The sequence below is a fragment of the Acinetobacter sp. DL27 genome (assembly GCF_055810995.1).
In genome coordinates this window covers 1-21,631 of sequence record NZ_JBVVOK010000002.1, presented here as the reverse complement: position 1 = coordinate 21,631, position 21,631 = coordinate 1, and the positions used below count along the sequence as shown (strand labels likewise).

At 40.1% G+C, this 21,631-nt stretch carries 20 protein-coding genes and 3 pseudogenes; 14 read left to right on the top strand and 9 right to left on the bottom strand.

Features of this window, described 5'->3' with window-relative positions:
• Positions 1–182: 182 nt before the first annotated feature.
• Positions 183–1,334: a replication initiation protein gene (locus AC0KVP_RS16950; protein WP_473340635.1), complete on the top strand. Its 1,152-nt coding sequence runs from the start codon at positions 183–185 to the stop codon at positions 1,332–1,334.
• A 237-nt stretch (positions 1,335–1,571) separates the two neighbouring features.
• On the opposite strand, the gene AC0KVP_RS16945 is transcribed toward AC0KVP_RS16950, so the two are convergent.
• Together AC0KVP_RS16945 and AC0KVP_RS16940 are read right to left on the bottom strand one after the other, a co-directional pair.
• Positions 1,572–2,276: an IS6-like element IS1008 family transposase gene (locus AC0KVP_RS16945; RefSeq protein ID WP_001067790.1), complete on the bottom strand. Its 705-nt coding sequence runs from the start codon at positions 2,274–2,276 to the stop codon at positions 1,572–1,574.
• 175 nt (positions 2,277–2,451) lie between these two features.
• Positions 2,452–3,294: a carbapenem-hydrolyzing class D beta-lactamase OXA-58 gene (locus AC0KVP_RS16940; protein ID WP_002002480.1), complete on the bottom strand. Its 843-nt coding sequence runs from the start codon at positions 3,292–3,294 to the stop codon at positions 2,452–2,454.
• Between the two features lie 80 nt (positions 3,295–3,374).
• Between AC0KVP_RS16940 and AC0KVP_RS16935 the strand changes: the two are divergent.
• Together AC0KVP_RS16935 and AC0KVP_RS16930 are read left to right on the top strand one after the other, a co-directional pair.
• Positions 3,375–3,743: pseudogene (locus AC0KVP_RS16935) on the top strand (IS1-like element ISAba3 family transposase); the annotation flags it as partial.
• A 215-nt stretch (positions 3,744–3,958) separates the two neighbouring features.
• Positions 3,959–4,378: pseudogene (locus AC0KVP_RS16930) on the top strand (universal stress protein); the annotation flags it as partial.
• Between the two features lie 62 nt (positions 4,379–4,440).
• Here AC0KVP_RS16930 and AC0KVP_RS16925 read toward each other — a convergent pair.
• Positions 4,441–5,508, bottom strand: a pseudogene (locus AC0KVP_RS16925) (Tn3 family transposase); the annotation flags it as partial.
• A 24-nt stretch (positions 5,509–5,532) separates the two neighbouring features.
• Here AC0KVP_RS16925 and AC0KVP_RS16920 point away from each other — a divergent pair.
• Positions 5,533–6,459 carry a response regulator transcription factor gene (locus AC0KVP_RS16920; protein WP_019838172.1) on the top strand — a complete coding sequence of 309 codons (927 nt, stop codon included), beginning with the start codon at positions 5,533–5,535 and terminating at the stop codon, positions 6,457–6,459.
• Between the two features lie 6 nt (positions 6,460–6,465).
• On the opposite strand, the gene AC0KVP_RS16915 is transcribed toward AC0KVP_RS16920, so the two are convergent.
• A complete protein-coding gene (locus AC0KVP_RS16915; RefSeq protein ID WP_044102779.1) occupies positions 6,466–7,002 on the bottom strand; it encodes an AmiS/UreI family transporter in 537 nt (178 codons plus the stop codon).
• Complete coding sequence (locus tag AC0KVP_RS16910) at positions 6,999–8,534, bottom strand: amidase (protein WP_019838169.1); 1,536 nt, start codon at positions 8,532–8,534, stop codon at positions 6,999–7,001. Before AC0KVP_RS16910 ends, AC0KVP_RS16915 begins: the two co-directional genes overlap by 4 nt.
• Before the next feature lie 266 nt (positions 8,535–8,800).
• Here AC0KVP_RS16910 and AC0KVP_RS16905 point away from each other — a divergent pair, with 266 nt between their 5' ends.
• The 3 genes from AC0KVP_RS16905 to AC0KVP_RS16895 all read left to right on the top strand — a co-directional run bounded on the left by AC0KVP_RS16905 (position 8,801) and on the right by AC0KVP_RS16895 (position 10,729).
• Positions 8,801–8,995 carry a hypothetical protein gene (locus AC0KVP_RS16905; RefSeq protein ID WP_019838168.1) on the top strand — a complete coding sequence of 65 codons (195 nt, stop codon included), beginning with the start codon at positions 8,801–8,803 and terminating at the stop codon, positions 8,993–8,995.
• Positions 8,996–9,239: 244 nt separating this feature from the next.
• A complete protein-coding gene (locus AC0KVP_RS16900) occupies positions 9,240–9,980 on the top strand; it encodes a sulfite exporter TauE/SafE family protein (RefSeq protein WP_026438239.1) in 741 nt (246 codons plus the stop codon).
• A gap of 59 nt (positions 9,981–10,039) precedes the next feature.
• Positions 10,040–10,729 (top strand): DMT family transporter, encoded by a 690-nt coding sequence (locus tag AC0KVP_RS16895; protein WP_227499389.1) that lies wholly within the window; start codon positions 10,040–10,042, stop codon positions 10,727–10,729.
• 308 nt (positions 10,730–11,037) lie between these two features.
• Here the strand turns inward: AC0KVP_RS16895 and AC0KVP_RS16890 are convergent, their stop codons facing one another.
• Complete coding sequence (locus AC0KVP_RS16890) at positions 11,038–11,595, bottom strand: plasmid replication DNA-binding protein (RefSeq protein ID WP_279692628.1); 558 nt, start codon at positions 11,593–11,595, stop codon at positions 11,038–11,040.
• Between the two features lie 63 nt (positions 11,596–11,658).
• Positions 11,659–12,582 carry a replication initiation protein RepM gene (gene repM, locus AC0KVP_RS16885; RefSeq protein ID WP_279692627.1) on the bottom strand — a complete coding sequence of 308 codons (924 nt, stop codon included), beginning with the start codon at positions 12,580–12,582 and terminating at the stop codon, positions 11,659–11,661.
• A 1,126-nt stretch (positions 12,583–13,708) separates the two neighbouring features.
• On the opposite strand from repM, the gene AC0KVP_RS16880 reads away from it, so the two are divergent.
• From AC0KVP_RS16880 to AC0KVP_RS16865, 4 genes are read left to right on the top strand one after another with little or no spacing between them, the layout of a single operon-like run.
• Positions 13,709–13,930 (top strand): hypothetical protein, encoded by a 222-nt coding sequence (locus AC0KVP_RS16880; protein WP_473340669.1) that lies wholly within the window; start codon positions 13,709–13,711, stop codon positions 13,928–13,930.
• Positions 13,923–14,816, top strand: a complete 894-nt coding sequence (locus AC0KVP_RS16875; RefSeq protein ID WP_279692623.1) for a phage integrase N-terminal domain-containing protein — start codon at positions 13,923–13,925, stop codon at positions 14,814–14,816. The genes AC0KVP_RS16880 and AC0KVP_RS16875 overlap by 8 nt, the downstream gene beginning before the upstream one ends.
• Positions 14,816–15,058: a hypothetical protein gene (locus tag AC0KVP_RS16870; RefSeq protein ID WP_473340665.1), complete on the top strand. Its 243-nt coding sequence runs from the start codon at positions 14,816–14,818 to the stop codon at positions 15,056–15,058. Before AC0KVP_RS16875 ends, AC0KVP_RS16870 begins: the two co-directional genes overlap by 1 nt.
• Positions 15,058–16,818, top strand: coding sequence for a type IV secretory system conjugative DNA transfer family protein (locus AC0KVP_RS16865; RefSeq protein WP_473340663.1), 1,761 nt, complete (start codon positions 15,058–15,060; stop codon positions 16,816–16,818). The genes AC0KVP_RS16870 and AC0KVP_RS16865 overlap by 1 nt, the downstream gene beginning before the upstream one ends.
• Before the next feature lie 184 nt (positions 16,819–17,002).
• On the opposite strand, the gene AC0KVP_RS16860 is transcribed toward AC0KVP_RS16865, so the two are convergent.
• Positions 17,003–18,433: a hypothetical protein gene (locus tag AC0KVP_RS16860; protein WP_473340660.1), complete on the bottom strand. Its 1,431-nt coding sequence runs from the start codon at positions 18,431–18,433 to the stop codon at positions 17,003–17,005.
• 164 nt (positions 18,434–18,597) lie between these two features.
• Between AC0KVP_RS16860 and AC0KVP_RS16855 the strand changes: the two genes are divergently transcribed.
• Positions 18,598–18,918, top strand: coding sequence for a type II toxin-antitoxin system RelE/ParE family toxin (locus AC0KVP_RS16855; protein WP_473340681.1), 321 nt, complete (start codon positions 18,598–18,600; stop codon positions 18,916–18,918).
• The gene (nadS, locus tag AC0KVP_RS16850; protein WP_473340657.1) at positions 18,911–19,183 is read left to right on the top strand and encodes a NadS family protein; all 273 of its coding nucleotides are present in this window, start codon (positions 18,911–18,913) and stop codon (positions 19,181–19,183) included. The genes AC0KVP_RS16855 and nadS overlap by 8 nt, the downstream gene beginning before the upstream one ends.
• A 550-nt stretch (positions 19,184–19,733) precedes the next feature.
• Here nadS and AC0KVP_RS16845 read toward each other — a convergent pair.
• Entirely contained in the window at positions 19,734–20,375 is a 642-nt protein-coding gene (locus AC0KVP_RS16845; protein WP_004787586.1) for a TetR/AcrR family transcriptional regulator C-terminal domain-containing protein, read from the bottom strand.
• A 65-nt stretch (positions 20,376–20,440) separates the two neighbouring features.
• On the opposite strand from AC0KVP_RS16845, the gene tet(39) reads away from it, so the two are divergent.
• A complete protein-coding gene (gene tet(39), locus AC0KVP_RS16840; RefSeq protein WP_026438272.1) occupies positions 20,441–21,628 on the top strand; it encodes a tetracycline efflux MFS transporter Tet(39) in 1,188 nt (395 codons plus the stop codon).
• The last annotated feature ends 3 nt before the right edge of the window (positions 21,629–21,631 follow it).

Here is a 21,631-nt window from a genome sequence, read left to right as displayed (position 1 = left end):
TCTCTGTGGCTAGTAGAGTCATATGACCATGCAATACCAAGCCTCTGAAACATTACAACAAATCTTCATTTCTCAAACCAAACCAACTTTTTTTTCCAAAAACCCTACAAATGGAAAAGTCATTTTTTTAAATACATTACAGTCGAGAGCAACTCTAACAAGTTTAATGTACTGATTCATTAATGATAAAAAATGCAAATCCGTTTGACTTATTTCAAAAGAACTTTGTTTTTGAAGAACAAAAAACAAAAAAAACAGACCTCGATGATGCACTTAACATTTTTCGTTCATCTATTTCAGATGTCTGTTTATTATGGAAGAGTAAAGTAGCGCTGGCGGGTGAAAAACCAGTCATGCTTCATAAAGATGATGCAGATTTTTCAAAATTTGCTTATATGAAAATGGCTTCTGACTTTAAAATTGGCGTCTTGGTGATTGATATCGATCGCCGAATCGCGGATTCGATAGAAGTGATGATCTACAGTACACCGAATGCACCGACTCCTAACTTGATCATCAAAAATTCGGCAAACGGACACGTTCAGCTCGTTTATTGCTTAAAAAATTGGCTATGCATTGATGTCAAAAATAGTAAAGGCAATTACAGCAAAAAAGCACATAGATTCTATAAGGCCCTGAAACAGCACTTAAATACGATTTTTGGCGGAGATGATTGTTATCATAATTATATTGCCAAGAATCCTTTCTGTACACAATGGGATGTGGTAGGTATGCGTTCTAGTCCGTATGAAATGTATGAGCTAGCTCGTATCAGTGAATTACAAGTAATAAATACAACGTTCATTGAAAGATTACAGAAAAAAACAACAGATCAAGTCACAGCAGAAGATTTAAATTTGCTCACAGTGCTGGCCGGAAGAAGAAATACTGTTTTATTCCATACAGTGCGTAAACATGCGTATGGATTATACAAGAAGAATGCACGGGAGTGGACAAATGCTCAATTTGAGAGAGTTATTCATGATTTGGCATGTGAACTAAACACCTCAAAATGTCATCCACCGCTTCCAAAAGCAGAGGTTAGTGCAACTTGTCGTAGCATTATAAAATTTTGCTATGAAAAATTAGGGAAATATGAAAAGTTCACGCAGTCAGAACTGAGTGAACTTGCATCAAAATGCGGAAAAAAAGGCGGTAAGGCAAAAGGTAAAAAATACGCACAGCAACGTGCTGAGGCCAGGAAATTAGCAAAACGTGGCAAGAAAGCCACAGACATTGCCAAACTTACCGGTTTGTCTCTCAGCGCTGTTTATAACGCGATTAAGCTAGAAAAACAGCATAAAACGTCTTCAAAAATTAATGCAATAAGTTAGATGAAAACTATTAAATATTATGTGCTTACCCCCTTATTTTTTACAAATAGCTATCAGTGTAGTGCTGCTCTTAGAGAAAGAATTGCGTAGCAATTATCATCTTGTGATGTAGTAATACGGGCACTGTTGCAAATAGAGATTTGAGTCGATGATATTCCCTTCAAAAAAGCTTAGAGACTGAAAACGGCACTGTTGCAAATAGAGATTTTAGTCGATGAAGTTCCTTTTTAAAAGTGCTTAGAGACCGAAAACCCTGTTGATTAGACACACTTCACCTTGAGGCTGACCATAATAAAATGACGATGCTTGTCCTTTACGTAGTGCACGCATGACTTCAATACCTTTAATTGTGGCATAAGCCGTCTTCATAGATTTGAATCCTAATGTGGCCCTGATGATCCGCTTTAACTTACCATGATCACATTCAATGACATTATTTTTATACTTAATCTGCCTGTGCTCAATATCTACTGGACATTTTCCTTCTCGCTTTAACCGTGATAAAGCATGGCCATAGGTCGCTGCTTTATCTGTATTGATGACCCGTGGAATTTGCCATTTTTTCACCGTATTGAAGATTTTTCCTAAAAAACAATAGGCTGATTTACTGTTCCGTCTAGCGGAAAGGTAAAAGTCAATCGTATGACCACGTTGATCAACTGCACGATACAGGTAAGTCCATCGCCCCTTCACTTTGATATAAGTCTCATCCATATGCCATGAATGTAAATCTGTAGGATTACGCCAATACCAGCGTAAGCGTTTTTCCATTTCTGGAGCATAACGCTGAACCCAACGATAAATTGTGGTGTGGTCAACATTCACACCCCGTTCAGCGAGCATTTCTTGAAGTTCACGATAGCTGATGCCATATTTACAATACCAACGAACAGCCCAAAGAATGATTTCACCTTGAAAGTGCCGACCATGGAAGGGATTCATCTGCTGTATCTCGAAATAAATAAGATATTTAGCTTATCATGTCAGCCTATTTGCAACAGTGCCTGATTGCTAGAGTTATTTGCATTTCTCTATTTTATCAAAATCCAATCGGCTTTTTCTTCAGCATACTTTTTGAAACACTACCAAAAATAGATTAACCTCAAACTTCTAATTCTTATAAATAATGAAAAACACCCAACTTATCTAGCACATCTAAAGACAATTGTTTACGTAGAGCAATATCATCACCAGCTTTCATTTGCATATTTAAAGCAAATGCCACCACTTGCCCATCTGCCTTTTCAACAAAACCCACATACCAACCCACTTGCGGGTCTACAGCCATTCCCCAGCCACTTTTAGCATATAGACGATTCTCCCCTCTGCGCTCTACATACAACATCTCTTTCACTTGTTGCTGAACTTCAGGTTTAAAAGGCAATTGCCCTTGGGCTAAATCATACACAAACTTTACTTCTTGTATAGGTGTAATTGTCAAAGGCCCTTTCAACCAAAATTGATCAACTTCCGTGCCTATTTGCATATTGCCATAACCAATACGTTGCAATTCACTTTGCATTAAGCTTGGACCAATACGACGTGCCAATTCTTGATATACAGGCACTGTAGATGCTTGCATGGCTTCGCCCAAAGTAAAATCTTTGTCCCATGCTTTAAAAAAACGTGGCTTTCCATCCCACTTAAATATTTCTGTAGATGTTGCTTTATGATTTTCTAAACCAATTAGTGCATTGGCAATTTTAAATGTAGATGCAGGAATATAAGCTGTTTTTGCTCGGTCTAAATGCGTGCCATATTTTTTAATATTTTGACCATCATATGTGACAAACACAGCATCAGCTGAGATTTCATTAAAAAGCGCTTGAACATTCTGATCGATGATTGAGTTATTCACTTGTGGAATTGTACTTGTTTTTGCTCGACTCATACTATGCTCAGCACAAGCCCCAATACTTATGCTTAAGCAAACTAAACTCAATATTTTTAATAATTTCATGATATACAACTTTAAAATTTGGTAGTGTTTCAAAAAGTATGCTGAAGAAAAAGCCGATTGGATTTTGATAAAATAGAGAAATGCAAATAACTCTAGCAATCAAATGTCCAACCTGCCTCAGTGATAGTATAAAGAAAAATGGTATCAAAGTAGATGGGAAACAAAACTATCAGTGCAAAGACTGTAAACGTCAGTTTATTGGTGATCATGCACTGAGCTATCTAGGATGTAAGTCAGGTATTACTCGTAAAATATTACAGTTGATGGTCAGAGGCAGCGGTATACGAGATATTGCTGAAGTTGAGCGCATCAGTATCGGTAAAGTTTTACGTACTTTAACTGAATCAACCTATGAAATTCAGCCTCAGCAAAGTCATTATGAATCTCTCGAAGTAGATGAGTTCTGGAATTTTGTTGGAAATAAAAAGAATAAACAATGGCTTATTTTTGTTCAAAAGTCATATTTTACCTCGGAGAAACCGGACATTTTTATTGGTGAGAATATAGACACTTTAAATGGGTTCTAACACTCTCGTTTCGTATAACAACCATTATGTTAAATGGACATAAATCAATTCTAAAATTATCTATGATAATTCTATACTTTTACTTCGATACTGCGGTTAGGGTGGATAGAAAAGAGTCTAACTGCTATCATTGCCCTAAAGTTGGAACCCATATTGAAAATGTTGTTCGTGCCCTTCATAAACCCGTATTAATAACATCTGCACTCTTTAGTCCACCTAAGTCTTTTTTAATTGCTTTTGATGGAAGTCAGACTGCACGCATTTGTGTAGAAAAAATTGCCAATAGCCCTTTATTAAAAAACCTGACAGCTCATGTGGTATATGTTGGTAAGCCAAATAGTGATATGACATCTCAAGTTACTTGGGCAAAAGAGCTGCTTGCAAATAATGGTTTTAATGTAATTGATATCGTACTTGAAGGTGATGTCGAGAAATCAATATTAGATTACCAAGAGAAAAACGCTATTGATATGATGGTGGTTGGTGCATATGGTCACTCAAAAATACGCCAGTTTTTTATTGGTAGTACGAGGGGTTCTAGGGATTTTCCCCTCTAAAGTAACATAAATCGCCATAACCCAAGCAGTTAGTGGCTTGTGGAGCTGGGTTACCTTTCATTTTAGACTTCATTTTGAACAATAGGCCTAGTTATTTCCTGTAAATCAGGTAGTTTGCGGTTACTAGCGAACTGATAAGTGCCGCTTAGATTAATATTCTGCCATGCAACGGGTGATACTTGTCGAGTTATTGCAGCTTTTTCCTCGTCACCAACGTCTTCAAAGTGCAGTAGTAGATGACTTAGGATCATCGAGTTAAAGTAAATAATTGCATTTGCCGTCAAACGGGCACACTCGTTCCAAACGACTATTTCTGATTCGTTTTTTCCGCGGAACTGGTCACGATTGACCGATGCAATGGCTCGCCTGAGGAAATGCCAGGCTTCGCCTCGGTTCAGTGCTCGTTGAACATATTGGCGCAGACTTGCATCATCAATATAATCAAGTAAATATTGGGCTTTGATGAGCCTATTATATTCCGTTAATGCTTGTAATATAGGGTGTCCAGATGGATAACCAGATAATTTGCGTACTAGCAATGCCTGTGTTGTGCGTTTTTCTTGAAGGGATAACACAATACGCTGAATATCCTGCCAGCCTTCCTCAATCACATTCATTTTTATCGGCTTTTTCAGCGCCAGATGCGTATTTCCGTCGTCGCTTTCAGTTACGTTAAATAGGTCATTGATCACACTGGTGAACTGAGCATACCTAGGCGCAAAACTATAACCGCATAAATCCAATAAGGCATAATTAACATGATTAACACCATGGGTGTCGGTTGAGAGTACGTCAGGCTTAAGATCACTAGTATTAGATTGTAGTAAGTCGTAAATATAATGGGACTCATGCTCATTAGATCCTATTATACGGGCATTTAACGCACTATGATTGGCAACTAACGTCATGGCCGTAATACCTTTGTTGGTGCCGAAGTATTTCGAGGAGTAGCGAGTTTTAAAAGTCTCAAGGTGAGTTTCAAATTTTTGCCCATCGGTACTGGCGTGTAGGACGTCTTCTTGGATGTGATAGTGACGGAAAATAGGGAGTGCCGCTACTGCGTTATTGATGATATCACTTGCCTCTTGCAAGGTTTCAGGCCTAATATAATTAGCTTGTATAGTGAATAATTACTCCACAAGAGAGCTTCAGCCATGAATACGCCAGCCGTACGAAAAGGCTTTCAGACGATAAGGGCCTCCATGATCGATCTATTGGGGTCTTGTTTTGAGGATGCGTCAATTGCCATTTCCATGTTCAATCCAATATCCCGTGAACACGAATCCGTCGGCGCCAGTGGATATGATCAAAGCATGCTGGACTTCCTTAATGGTACGTTTATTAATTACGATGAAGATATGGTTTTTTTGAGGTCCAGCAATTTGACCTGTCTCGAATGGAACTCAACCGCTAGGCCCTACCGCGATACACTGTTCGCCAAAGAATATTTTATTCCCAAAGGCTACCATGGCGGTATTACCCAGCTCCTTTTTTCCGAGGAACGCCAATACACAGGCGCCTTGCATATAAATATCAAAACAACCGATTCAGTCAGCCGTGAGGCGCAGCGCTTGATCTCGAACTCGGCTCCCATTCTGGCCAGCGTGACTGATTGGTGGCATGAAATTGTCTCGTTGGAGTGCGAAGCCACTCCGGAGAGCTTCCTTTTTGTCGTCATAAATAAAAAAGTATTTTGTAATCGTGAAGATCCAGTGCGGGTACTTGGAGTAAGAACAGTAGAGAAAATATTGAGAGCTGATAGCGAAAGCCGCATCCCGCATCAGTTCTATATTGAGGATTGCCATGGCAAGCGTTGGTCAATGAAAGCGATGAGGAAAAATGGTGAGCTTTTGTTGTTTGCTCATCCTGGTGTCCTGCCATTCTCGATAACGCCTAGGGAACTCGATATCGCCAGTTGGTTGGTCGGGGGGTTGCAAACTAAGGAAATTGCCCGGGCCTTACAAATTTCTGAGCGCACCGTTGCGCATCATGTCGAAAGTCTGTTGCTCAAGCTGGGCCTGCACAACAGAGTCTCGGCCGCAATTTTTTGTTATCGAAACGGCATTCTTACTCTGCGATGAGCAAAATTAGATTACTTTCGTATGCAGCAGGATTGCTGGCAAAATGGCTGTCATTATCGATTGAGCAACCGTCATGGCGCCCGTAAATTTAGCGATATTGCATCTGAGTACAAACAGCAGGAAAAACAGGAACCACAAGCCCGCCCACGCAAACCAGTTCAAGGCCATCCATGTTTCAAACAGGCTTTGGGAATTCCTCAGCCCTATAACTCCTGCCGGAATGGCAAAGAATGGAACTACCAGCGAAAACCAACCAACTGCAGTCCCATTTACACCGGTAAATTGATTGATGCCAATCCATACGCAGGTTAGGGAGACCAAACCTATATACGCCCCGCCGGAGTAGTCGTATTGGGGCACGCCATGGCCTTGAGCCATAAGTAAAGCCACTATGGTGCTTCCTATGAACCCCGTAAAAAGATTGACGATAGCAATATCCTTTCCTTCCAGTAAGTTGCTTGGGTTCCCCACCGTATCCAGCCATATCCGCATTCCATTAATAAATAATGATATTCCAGCAAAGGTTAAGAAGACGCTAATCATGACTGATCCTTTATTTTATTTTTATTTAAGGAGTTAGAGGGTTCTTCGCTATGCAGTGCACGTCTGGCTGGGATGTCGTAATATTGCAGCCACGGGCGGGCTTCCTCGAAAGCCGCACTTGCGGCAATTACATCTAGGTCAGCCTGCCGATCGCCAATGATTAACATGCCCACCGGTAGTCCATCGATCAAACCCGCCGGAACGCTGGCACTTGGATGTCCGGAAAAGTTGGTCAGGTACGTCATGCACCAGCCGATCAACGGGTTGACCTTTTCACCGTTGATAGCGCTTGGCCCTTCCGTACTGCCATCAGTGGCATTACGCACGGGCATGCAGGCCAACGTGGGCGCCAAAAGCAAATCAAAGCGATCGAAAACTCTGTTCATGCAATCAAAAACCGAAGTCCTCAATATCTGATCTGCACTAATCTGTTGCACGTTTATATCCGCCACCGCATCAATCCATTTCATCAGCGCGTCGGGAATATCTGCGCGATGTTCGCTAAACAGATCAATTCCGTCTTCATGCAATGCATGCATAGAGGCCGCAGTAGGGATAGCCAGCATACGGCACCAAGCATCGCTCATCTGTTCCTGGCTATAGGGTATTCCCAAATCCACAAATTCCACATGCGCACCGAGCTGTGTGAAAACCTGCGCCGTCTTGCTGATCAGATCCTTTATCTCTGGCTGAACCGGGAACACGCCATAGTCCAGTGTCAAGCCGATTTTCTTACCGCGAACCCCTTGGACAAGTGCGGAGGTGAAATCCAGTTTGACCCGTAGTGAATTGGGATCGCGACGATCGAAGCCGTGCAATGCATTCATTGCCAATGCCGCATCTTCGACAGTTCGTGTGATGGGCCCTTCATAAATATAAGCTGCCAGATGGAATGCATTCGGGCGGCTGATGAAAGGTATACGTCCTATGGAAGGTTGAAATCCGTAAGTATTGGTCCAGGCCGCTGGAATTCTCACTGACCCGCCAGCATCAGTGCCCCCAGCGATGGGCACAATGCCGTCAGCCACAACCGCCGCGGCTCCGCCCGATGAGCCACCGGCGTTGTAGTCGAGGTTGAATGGGTTGCGCGTCGGCCCGAAGAATTTATTGTCTGTTACCCCGCGAAAACCAAATACCGGACTATTGGTCTGCCCCAACAGCAGACTGTCTTCATTAGACATTTTCAATGGGAAAGTCGACCACGCTCCCTCAGCGCCGCGGAGATGCTTGAGCGCGCTGATGCCGCCCAGCGTAGACGGCCAGCCTGGCTTGGCCGCAAACAAATCCTTCATAAGCGTCGGTACGCCCGCAAGCGCCCCGGTACGTCCTCCATTCATGATGTGCCGCTCAAGCTCTGCCGCTTTTACGCGAGCTTCATCGTAAGCCTTGTATGTAACCGCATTCATGCTGGGATTGCGCTGCTCGATGAGCTCTATAGTTCCTTCAACGACTTCTCGCGGAGAAATCTGTTTGGATTTTACCAATCCAGCGATCTCGGTCGCTGTTTTCCAGTGAACTTGTGAACCTATCATTTAGATCTCCGGCACTTAGGTGCTCATTTTATTTCATTGAAACGCTAGAGCCTTGTTATAGAAAAACCTTATAAGTGAGCTCTATCACAGGTACTTCATCCCTATCGGCATGCTAGCAAAGGAGTTGCCGCTTTGGAAATGGGGTGTTTTGCCTATAGACAGTCTAGAAACTTTGCACGAGCTAGTGAGAATGGGGTGCTAGCCCCTGCTTATGGGCTCCTCTAAAACGCAGATCTGAGTCGAGTCTGCCCCCGACGCTGGCCGAGATGGAGACCGCTTTAACCTATGATGTCGAAGAATTGATGGGCGGCCTGGATTTCGCCCGCATGGCAGGCGAGATTGCCACGCGCCATGGCAAGATCTTGCGCGTTCACCTAGGCCTCAACTCTGCAGGGATGAGCCGCAATGGCCTTGAGATGGGCACGGAGCAGGGCAGGAAAGACTCGCTTGCTCTGGCCTAGCGGGAAGGGCTGGAATGGGTTGGGGTTATGACCCACTTTGCCGTCGAGGATCGTAATCAGGTGCTCATGGGCCCGGTCATCTCCATCGCGCTTACCCCTTATACATTGAGTCCGTTCGCTACTATCCGGTATGTGTCGGGGGCAACACAATGCAGGCATCGTCATAGCTTAGTATCGCCGACTGAAACCGAGCTTCAGCGCCACGTTGTTGTCGATGCCCATCAATGGTCAGGTGCAGAGAAATATGCTTTCTGATGTTGTGCTTGTCTCGCCGTCAGTTACCGCTTACGCCCTATGCTGTGTCTTCGTGGCCGCGGTCGCACGGGGTTTTTCCGGCTTCGGCTTTACCCTTCTGGCCATCATGTCACTTTCGTTCGTATTGCCATTAGCGACTATTGTCCCCGCGATGTTTGTTCTGGAAATCGCTGCCGGTCTGAGACTCTTGCCCTCCCTATGGGGACAAGTGCATTGGCGATCCATTCGAGTGCTGGTCATCAGCTCGATCATGGCGACGCCGGTGGGCGCGTATCTGCTTGTCAACATACCAGCCGAATATGTGAAGTTTGTACTCGCCATCCTGATAATCGCGTGCTGCTTGGTCATGATCACGGGCTACAAGCTACAAAAGATGCCCACGGCCATGCAGACCGCTGCAACAGGTGCAGGGGCAGGGGTGCTCAATGGTTCGCTGGGCTTGGGTGGTCCTCCCGTGATCGTCTTTTTCCTTGGCTCTCCGCTGGCCTTGGAAGCGGGGCGGGCGTCGATCGTTGCAGCTTTTTTGGCAATGGATGTGGCTGCGCTCCCCGCTTTCTGGGCGCTTGGCCTGTTCGGACGCGAGTCGCTACATCTTGGCGTGATGAGCTTGCCAGTGCTGGTGTCAGGCGTCTGGTTGGGCGCGCGGATTGCCCAGCATGTAGAGGAAGCGGTAGCGCGAAAGGTCATTCTCGTGCTGCTGATGCTGCTTGCCTTGGGTAGCTTTGTCTAATGGCCCGTACCCCTCCCGCGACATCCGAATTCAATGACCTAGAGATGTAGGCAAACACCTTGGAACAGAGCATCAGCATGACATCGCCTGCCAAAGACGTTCGTATCGGTATCGGACTGTGCCTGCTCTCGATGTTCATCTTCGCTATGCAGGATGGTCTTACCAAGACCTTGGTCAAAGATCTGCCTGTCGTACAACTGGTGATGGTCAGGTACTGGTTTTTCCTGCTTTTCGCTGTCGTATTCGTGTTGTTGAAGGGAGGGCTGAAAAGAGCGGTCAGAACTGGCCAGCCGATGCTCCAGGTATTGAGGGCATTGCTTGGCGTGTTCGAGATAGCTGTGTTCGGCCTGGCTTTGCGTTACCTAGGGCTGGCGGAAACCCACGCGATATACGCGATATTTCCCCTACTGACCATGTTATTAGCAGCCTTGGTGCTGCGAGAGTCTGTCAGTCTGCGTCAGACCCTGGCAGCCATGGTCGGTTTTGCGGGTACGTTGATCATTCTTCAACCTGGCATGGGCGTATTTAGCGTGGCGTCTCTGATCCCATTGCTTTCAGCCTTCATGTTCGCTGTATTCAACGTGTTAACGCGCAAGATCAGCCAGACTGATTCCTTTTCCACCAATATGTTGTACATGGGCTTTTGGGGAGCCGTGGCCTCGACGATGATGGGAGGTGGGCAGTGGGTGACGCCGACCGCTCCGCAATGGGGGCTGATGTTGGGGTTATGGCGATTTATGTTACTTTAGAGGGGAAAATCCCTAGAACCCCTACGACGACCAAATTGTTATCAAGCTCTACAAAACCAGTATTATTACTAAGATAATTCTTACAAGATAAAGGGATAGTTTTTAACTATCCCTTTTTTAGAATTTCTAAAATTAACATAATACACGTTATACGAAATGCGTTATAATTATCTATAGAAATCAATGCTGTAGTTACATGATTTTAGCCCACATACCCTCTGGTGGGCTTTTTTTATGATTTTTCACGTTCCACGCCTATTATTTGATCAATGTTTCACAACTTTGATTAGTATACCTAAACAAGCCTCTTAGCCATTCGGCAAGAAAAACCGGCTTAACCACCCTCTTTTCGGCTGCTCCGATTCAACCTGCTCCGGCACTGGAATACGCTTATTTTCTGTTTCGACCGGAGTAGTCAATCCGTCATGTTTTGGCTCAGATTCTGACCGAGGATCAGTTGCTATATCTTGGCTAGATTTCTGATCGGTAAACGTAGTCATATTGGCTGTGGGAGGCTTCATTTCAATGAGTGTTAGAAGCGTATCTATACGAGCATTTGCCTTTGATTCACGATCTTCTGCTTTTTCTAATTGTTTTTTTAGAAAATCGATTTGGCTTTTCAGTTCTATGACAGTTTTATCTGTGTATTCGGGTGTATTTTGATTTTGTATTGAAGACGTATCAATACGTTTTGTATGTTTTGCTCCAAACGGTTCACCATAGACACGAAGTAATTCTGAAAAATCTATAAAGCCATCATAATCACGACTTAAAACACCATTTTTTATATCTTTATATAGTGTAGCCCTAGATTTTTTATACAGGGTTGCAGCATCACTAACACTGTATTTTGTAGCTGTATTCATAGTGTATTGCTATGTATTTTGGAAATGTATTGAAGAATACAATATGTGTATTCTTCAATACACTCAAGCTTTAAAGCCAAGGTTTTTTAGGTGGGGTAAAAATTGCTTTTGCTGTACTGGATCTCTCAGTAGGTCTTTGATTTTTGCTGCTAGGCTCTCATAGCTTTCATTCCCATTTGCTAAGTTTGAAAATTCAGGTAGTCGTGAAAGCTGATTGCCAAACATATTGATTTGAGCATCTGTCATTTGGTGGAAGACTACAGGGGATGTCTTGGTTACTTCATGTTGAGCTGGTTTAGGTTTTGATTTAATTCTGAATTGAATATCTGTGATAACTCGACCTTTCTTGAATTGGTCATAGTCAACGGTAATATTGGTATGTTTATTGATTTCTCCTACTGCTCTGTCTAAGACGTTCGATTTAAAGTTAGACATAGTTGAATATTCATTCACATCAAGACCTAACTTCGATCTAAGATCATTAATACTATATTTTTCAGTTTTTGCTACATTCAACCATTTAATTAATAGCTCATATAATCTGATGCTATATTTGCTCTTAAAGTCAGATACTTGTTCTATGTGGTATTTGGTAAATTGTTCGCTTAATCGGCTAATTAAGCTGATAACTTCGTTGCTAAGGTATAAAACAACAAGACCACTAGAATCGACATAGGTCACTTTGTTCACCCAATTTGCAGTAGTAAGAGCCTCTTGGCCCTTATATCTATCTAAATAACTAAACTCTCTTCTTTTTAGTGTTTTCGCTGCTTCTCTAAGCAAGCCATAGGCATTATTACTATCAACTTTAAATTGATTAATGTAGTCACTTACAAGTACTTCTATTGGTGTATCAGGTGTGAGATTAGAAGATTCTCTCGCTCCAACTATAGCTAAGAGCATAATACGTTGCTCTATGAGTGATAAGTTGAAGGAGGCATCGATAAGAGCATTATCTTTAACAACTAATTTATTGTTATTTGTCATGATGTGAAGCTTTTAAATTCATTTAACTAGGTTATATTCTATCTATTTTAAATAGTCAACAATCCATCTATTCATATACCCCTTAAACCTATCTTTATAACCCCTTAAACCTATCTTTATAACCCCTTAAACCTATCTTTATAACCCCTTAAACCTATCTTTATAACCCCTCAAACTATTGTAAATAAAGACTTACAGCCTATCTAAAAGCATTTAAAAGCCTTAAAAATAATTAAAAGCATAACATATGAAAAATTGCCCTTGGTTTTCGCTACGCTCAAACTCTATTGAATCTCGCTTGCGCTCGATTCGTTGGGGCAATTTTTTAGCTCTTTCAGTGTGACTTTGAGAAAAAGCAAAAGCAAGAGCAACTAGGAATTCGCTTCGCTCATAAAGCTTTTGTACTCGCTACGCTCGATCTAGACTCAATTTTCTGCATTTGATTTACGCTTATTTAGGCTTCACAGCCTAAAAAGCTGTTTTTTAGAGGGTCGAGGTGCGAATTTTGGTGATGTCGCTCGTAGACACTCACTTTGTAAAATTTACTTGAACTTGAGAAGAACAAAGCGAACGGAGTGTGAGCGACTAAGAAAAATCAAAATCCCAAAATCTATTCCCTCTGATTACAAGCTCCCATTTCAATTTTTTCGGAAATAGCCGAGCGATCCCGAGAGGGTCGCGACTTCCCTTTTTGATTCTCGAAATAGTTGCCGCTTTCAATTAGCGTCACTACATAAAAGTAGTGACGCTAATTGAAAGTATTGCTATTAAAGGCTTTAATGCTTATTTTTTAAATTATGGACGCGTGACGAAGTTATTTTTAGGTGATATAATAATTGAACTTTCTTTTGTTTTTTCATAACTTTTCTTTGCTGACTTTTTCAAATTTATCAGCTTAAACACAAATTTTTAAAAGGAGATCAATACTTTAAAACGAACCACATCCTATATGCTGAATTTGTTTTTTATATAAAGTATTCAATAACTTGGTTCTAAATAATTTCGATTTTTTATAACTTTGTACTGTTTTTTTCAGCACTGTTTTTTAACAAATTGCGGAAAAACACTACTCAACACTAAAGAGAAAGCGGATCTCCACCCATCTATATAGAAGGAAATATAATTAATGATTAAACATTTAGAAATTGATCAAACTGGCGGTAATAATTTTATTTACCTGATTTTAAATGACTTAACTTTTAATATGTCGATTGAAGAGTGCAGTAATTTCAAATATTTTGAGTCGAATGATTCGATCATGTATCACGCTCTTTGCTTTAATATTTCAAAAAGTGATGCGAAAGCCATTTTTGCAAAAATTGATGAGCTAAAAGCGTTCTATGCTTAGCAATGAACTCGATGAACTCTGCAAAAAAAATCGTAATGGGTCGCATGCGACTCAAGCGAATCGCGCTGACATGCTCCAGTTGTTCGTAAAACAACTTGGGCTCATGGGTTTTGACACAAAAAGAATGCGTGCAACTGAAATTAAAGGTAGACATGTAAATAAACTACTTGAATTCTGGCGAAGAGAAGGGCTTGCTACTGGCACGATTAAAAACCGCATGAGCGCTGTGAGATGGTGGTGTCGAAAAGTCGGAAATGAGGGTGCAGTTAAAAAAGATAATGATACATATAAAATAGAAAAGCGTGTCTACGTCACAAATGTTGATAAATCTGTTTCTTTAAAAGATCTTGATTTGTCTCAAATTGATCAAAATATTGCACAATCATTGCGCCTACAAGATGCGTTTGGGCTCAGACGTGAAGAATCAATGAAATTTCAACCTGTTTATGCACTTGATGGTCAAGTTATTGATAATGCAAGATATATTAGAATAATGGGCTCGTGGGCGAAAGGTGGTAGACCGCGAACAATTCAGATTTCGAGCGATAGACAGCGTGAAGAATTGCGCAACGCATATGCCCTTGCTGTTGAAAATGGCGGTTCAATGTTTCCTAAAGAAAAATCATATGTTTTTCACATGCGAAATTTTGAGAAAGTTACAAGCGCGCTCGGCATAGGTCAAACGCACGGTTTACGGCATGGCTATGCACAAAATCGTTATTTCGAGCTCATGGGCTTTCCTTGCCCTGCCGTGGGTGGTATTCGAGAGCTCACAGTAGAAGAAAAACAAAAAGATAAGGCTATCCGATTGCAGATCAGTGAAGAGCTCGGGCATTCACGCATAAACATCACATCGACTTACTTGGGATCGTGGAGTAAAAAATAATGAGTGCAACGGCTGAAATTCGCTCTAAACTCCCGCTTTGCGGGCGTTGTAAGAATTGCAAAGTCATTGTGTGGGGAAAAGAAGCTAAAAATTCGGAGCTAAAGACATCTGCAACAATCATAAAAAATTCCGATGCTGGCAACTACTTTACGATCCGCTGCAACTGGCTAAAAACAGCAGTGATCGAGCCATTCTTTCTTGAAAATTGCGAAGGTCGACAAGGTTTTGAGGATGTAAATTAATGCTGTTTAATATTTTCCCAATGTTGTTGACCCTAAAAGCATGGTTGATTTTACAGGCGATTTTGGGAAGTTTGGCATTTATTTCTACTACTTTAATTGTAAATTTTATTAATCTCGAATTTTTTGACAAAGTAGAAAAAGAAGCTCTTGAAGAGAGAAAACGGAATAATCTTTTATTTTTGAGCATCCCCATTTTTCTAATTATTTGTGTGGTTTATGCACTATATGTCGATAATTTTTTTTACATGAGAAACGAGGGGTTTGTTTATGACTTTCTTTTGAGTATTAGCAGTTTTCCGCTTGTACCGCTTGCCATTCTTTGCGGATCTCAAATTTTGGATGGTCGTTGCATTAGTAGAGAAAAGTCAAAAATTATTAAATCAAAAAATATTTATGATGGTGACTTGCATGAAGTGGTCGACAGATCGAACGTAGATGACGCAGGAAGCCCATTAATTGATTATGTTGATGATGGTCAGCAAGAGTACGCAATACGTCTTAAAAACTCGGATAGAGGGATTGTGACGGGGCTCCCGGGTTCGGGGAAGTCTTCGCTCATTATTATGCAGTGTCTAGATTGGATGAAATCGGGGCAATCTATTGTTTTAACGGACATTAAGCCGGAGCTATATGGCATTTTAAAAGCAATGAATGCAGATGAAAATTTTGGCTACAAAATCTGGGTTATAAATCCGTTAGATCCGTATGCAGATTCTTATAATATTTTTTCAGAAGCTGAAAGTGTTGCTGATTTGACCGAAATTATTAATATTTTGATGACACCAGAAAATAAGGACTCTATTGTTTTTTATGATGGTGCTAAAAATATTTTGCTTGGTGTACTTCTTAGAATGAAAGAACAATCGCTGTCTATTTCACTACCGAGTGCGCTTGATTACATACGTGATTTTGATGATATAAGCGATTTATTGCGAGATTTGGCAAACTCTAATGATAAGACCGTGCGAAAAATTGAAAGTGAAATTTCAGAAAGTTCGGGCAATAAAAACCTATTTGCATCTGTTTTGAATGCTCTCTCAAAAGCATTTAATTTTTTGAATACTGACGTAATTCGAGATTCTATTTTATGTAACGCTGATCAATTTAACTTGAAAGAAGTCTTGATGAAGCCAAAGCAGATCGTAATTTTACAGTATGAAATGCAGTACAAAGAGTTAACAAAAACGTTGTTTGGTGCGACTGTAGCGCATATTTTTAGAATATTGCAATCTAACTTAAACCGTAAGCCAGTTCTAATTCTTCTCGATGAAATTATTAACAGTGCACCGATCCCTGATTTTTCTGGAAAATTGAATACGATTCGAAGCATGAAAATGCCGACCTTCCTTTATTTACAAAGCTTTGAAGGTTTAAATCGATTGTACGGAAGCAATGCAAAAATGCTTTTTATGGATGGATGTAGTTTTTATGCTGTGTTTAGAATTGGATCATTTGAAACTGCAAAAAATTTTAGTGATTTAATTGGAAAGTGTGAAACAACGTATATTTCGAGTTCTGATCCTATTCCAAACCCAAATTTCAATGGTGTTCGGTATGATCAAAATCTAGGAACGCTCTCTGAACATAAACAAATGGATTATATTTTAGAACCAAATGAAATTCTAAAATTTGAGGATAACCATGCAGTTATAATTTACCAAGGGCGCTATCAGAAATTCCATTTATCAAAATATTGGGAATACTATGATACTGATTTCGATGTAGAGACGATTAAAAAAGTAAAATCTGACTTTGTATGATGGAAGTCATACCTGTATGAGGCTTTTAGTGTGATTTGGCGCCTCTTATAAATTTGCTTGGATTACAAAATCCAAAAATGGGAACGCTATAGTTCCCATTTTTTGGTCTAACAACAACATTTCGCATAAGAGCTTTTATGTTAAATAAATAGATATCTATTTATCACATTTATTAGAAAGCAACTTAACTTAAGTTGCTTAATGCTGTTTTGAAAGTTGTCACTAAACTTAGTTTCGGTAAATTATTAGCATTACATATTTCACTTAACGTATTTTGTATTAAGACATTATGAGTTTTACCTTTTAAAAAAGAAGCTAAACTTTGTGCCCTAGCTGAGGCTGTAGTTTTATTTAAATCTCCAATAAATTCATGATCTTCAAATAGTTTGCAGAATATTGTAATTTCTTCATCACCAAATCTATTGATTAATTCATTATAAATAGGAAGAGCCCTTTCATCCACACCTTGGCGGTAACCTAATCCATTGCCAATCGCACAGGTAGAAACGACTTTTACAAAATCATATTGTGCTGCTTTTGGGATTCCTACAGGAGCTAAAGATGCTTTTAATGATTCAGCATATGGATATTCATTGTAGAAATTATTACCTGCATAGTGTGCTGAGCGAAGGTGTTGTAATTTATCTATAAGCTCTTGAGAGAGGCTATCTTCATCTTTATAGCTATTTCCATCAACTATATCTAAAAAAACTTGTACTCTATCTTTTCGTGTTGTTTCCCCATTAACCCTAAAATATCCAAATTTAGCACCTAGACGTAATTTGGTAGGGTGTGTTGCAGCCTTCCATACTGTTGGAGCAATCCCTAGAATATTATTAATCGTATTTGCAATAGTCTTAGGATCATGATGCATTCCAAAAATTGTATTTAAAATATCATCAATTCGTTCCTGTGGAAGTCTAATTATTTCATCGCAGATAACAGAGTAATCAGTAGGATCTACGCTACCTTTACGTATATTCTCTAGCAAGCGTTTAACTTGAATAACAGAAACTTCAAAATCTGCACATATAGCATATTTTAAACAGGTTTCAAGAAAGCCGAGCATTTCAAAACCAGATAAAGATGTATTGTTAGGATGTGCCGCAGACCCATGATTTCTAAAGTAATTAACTTGATCAAGTCGTCGATGATTCATATCATCAATTAAACCAATTCTCCGACTGATTTCTAACAAATCATGATCACCAATAGCAGGTAGATCTTGTGAATCTACTAGGCCTCTATAGCGAGAATTAATGGTTAAAGCTACATTGTAAAAGTATTCTATATCAAAGCTTTCTATTTTTTTTCTTAAAGCTAATATTGTCTCATCCCATAAAAATGACAGGGCTCCGTCAAATAAACCTACAGCAATACTAATCGCGAATTTTGATATGTAAGTAGCCTTCTCTCTTTCTGGAATAGGTAGTATAGAAATAACTCTTTCGAAAGCTTGTATTACAGTTGTTCTTTCTTCAATAGATGCAAGAATATTTTCTGTAGGCAAATGACAATGTTGTAGAAATTGAGCTAAGGGAGCATGGATAGCCTCAATACTATTTTCAATGGAGTTAGGAACCAATGATGAATTTTGAATTAGAGTAGTAGACATAATTTGGGCCGATAGAATATTTTTTGATAAATATAGCGGTTATATAAGCTAAAAATAATAGAATAAAGTATTAATTAATAAAAATTTATCTGAAATTAAAAACTACTCGATTTATTATTTCATGATAGGTATAATTAGTGTACGCCATTGACGTACTTTATTTCATGTTATTTATAGAAACCAGTATTTTTACTAGGCAAATCAAAGAACTTGTGACAGATGAAGAATATCGTCAGTTACAGCAAGATCTTCTGGTACAGCCTGATAAGGGTGATGTTGTTAAAAATGGTGGCGGGATACGCAAAATCCGTTGTGCTAAAGGTAATAAAGGAAAAAGTGGCGGTATCCGAGTGATCTATTATTGGGTTAATGAAGATCACCAAATCTTTTTCTTATTGGCCTATCCAAAATCAGTAAAAGATACCCTGACAGATAAGGAAACAGCCATTCTTCGTCAATTAGTGAAGGAGCAACTTCATGGATAACAATTTATTTGATGATCTGGTTTCTTCGATTAAAGAAGCAGGCGCAATTAAACGTAAAGAGATCCACGCAATTCGAATTACCGAGCTTGAATTACCTGATATTAAAGAAGTCCGTGAAAAGACTGGACTAAGCCAAGTTGAATTTGCAGCACGTCTCCATATCAGCGCACGAACGCTACAGAACTGGGAACAAGGGCGACGTTATCCCACTGGTCCAGCAGCGACTTTAATTCGCATTCTAGATGCACATCCAAGCCTGATCTAAAAGATACAGGCAATAAAAAAGCCCAACAGGATGTTGGGCTTTTTCTCATACTGATTTTTTAAGTTTGTGTAATCGCTCTGCTTCAACAAAAGCAAAAAGTAGTTTGTCTGAAAAGTTTGTTTTAGATGCTATGACTGTAAAAATCAGTGGTATTGCTAAACCAGTGATAAAAAGAATAAGTGATGATGCATCAGTCATAAAAAATTTATGATTAATATTTTTTAAAAATCCAACCACACATAAGTTAAACAAAATTAGTAACAACGTAGGCAAATCTAGCGTGATTCTCAATTTAATAAACTCTAGCTAAAACCAAATATTTGATTATTTTTAAGACAAAGTGATTGGCAATATATTCCAGAGTTGTTCATAAAAAAGCCGACTTGTTTCCAAATCGGCTTTTTACGGTTTTTGAGGTCAGTTTAAATTATCTAACTATATGAAAAAAAATAATATTTTAAAGTGCGTTTCGTATAAGCTCTATTATGTTAAATAATTAAGGATAAAAGCTTTATTACTAAATAGAACAGTTGCTTAAAGCAGTATAGAGTTAAGTTTGCATTTTAATATCAAGTTGTCTTTCAGCACCGATAATCACCATACGAATCCCATTTTCAAAAATGTCATCCGCATTCATATTTTGTAAGGTATTCACTCCTTGGAGCATGAGTGGATATATAGTTGGATCGGCTTCGAATGGTGGGTCTGATCTTATTTCTTCTTGCTGCTCCTCAAGGACCCACCCAACAATAAACCTTCCTAATGTCATAAGTAATGCAACTGCTTCAACAGGAGAAAACCCAGCATGAGATAACAGCGCAACTTGGGCCTCAATCGTGTTGAAATGTCCTTGACTGGGGCTAGTTCTTGCATGTAGACGAGCACCATCACGGTAAGCTAGTAGTGCTCGACGAAAGCTTACAGAATTAGCGAGCAACCAATCTTGCCATGTCATCCCATCGATGGGTAAAGAAACTAAATGGTGTTCATTTATAATGGTTTCCGCCATTGCTTCCATTAACAAGGATTTATTCTTGAAATGCCAATATAGAGTTGGAGATTTAATACCCAATCGTTGAGCTAGCTTGCGTGTGGTTATTGAATCTATGCCTTCTTCATTCAACATATCCAATGCGGTACGCAGGACTATTTCACGTGTCAGACGTTGAGGTGCAATATCTTTTTTACTCATAAATCTATCACTGATAGGGAGTGTGTGAGAGAATATTAATTCTATCATTGCTAGAGAAGGCATTTGTGAAGAAATCATTGAGCGTGATTTTAATCACTATATTTCTGGATGCTGTTGGGATTGGTTTAATTATGCCGATCTTGCCTGAATTATTACGGTCATTGGCTGGAGCTGAAGCAGGCGGTGTTCACTATGGTGCTTTATTAGCTGTGTATGCTCTGATGCAGTTCATTTTTGCACCTATCCTTGGAGCGTTGAGTGACCGATTTGGACGTCGACCTGTATTAATTATTTCAATTGCTGGTGCAACGGCTGATTATCTCCTAATGGCTGCTGCTCCTTCTCTATTGTGGCTATATATTGGTCGTATTTTTGCGGGAATTACAAGTGCCAACATGGCTGTTGCAACAGCTTATGTTTCAGATATTACTCCAGCCCATGAGCGTGCAAAAAGGTTTGGTCTCCTTGGAGCTGTCTTTGGTATTGGGTTTATAGCGGGTCCGGTAATAGGTGGAGTTTTGGGTGAATGGAACTTACATGCACCGTTCTTTGCTGCTGCTTTTATGAATGGGATTAATTTAATAATGACAGCAGTCTTATTAAAAGAATCAAAACACAGCAATAAAATGACTGAGAAGGTTCAGGAGCAATCAATATTAAAGAAATTATCCTATTTGATCACTCAACCTAATATGGCTCCATTGCTTGGTATCTTTTTAATTATCACATTGGTTTCACAAGTCCCCGCAACTTTATGGGTTATCTATGGGCAGGATCGTTATGGCTGGAGTATATTTATTGCAGGTGTTTCCCTTGCTAGTTATGGAATATGCCATTCTATTGCACAGGCTTTTGCTATCGCCCCTATGGTAAAGAGGTTTGGAGAGAAAAATACGTTGTTATGTGGAATAGCTTGCGATGCAATTGGTTTACTTCTTTTATCTATTGCTGTTGAAGAATGGGTGCCTTTTGCGTTGTTACCATTGTTTGCCCTTGGTGGAGTAGCCGTTCCTGCTTTGCAAGCAATGATGTCCAGAGGTATTAGTGATGAAAGACAAGGTGAATTACAAGGGCTATTAAGCAGTTTTAATAGTCTGGGGGCTATAATTGGTCCTGTATTAGTTACTAGCCTCTATTTTATGACTCAGGCATCAGCTCCTGGAATGGTATGGGCATTAGCTGCAATACTTTATGTAATCACCCTACCCTTATTGCTTAAGTATCGCCTGAATAAATATTCTGGAGTTCCATAAAAT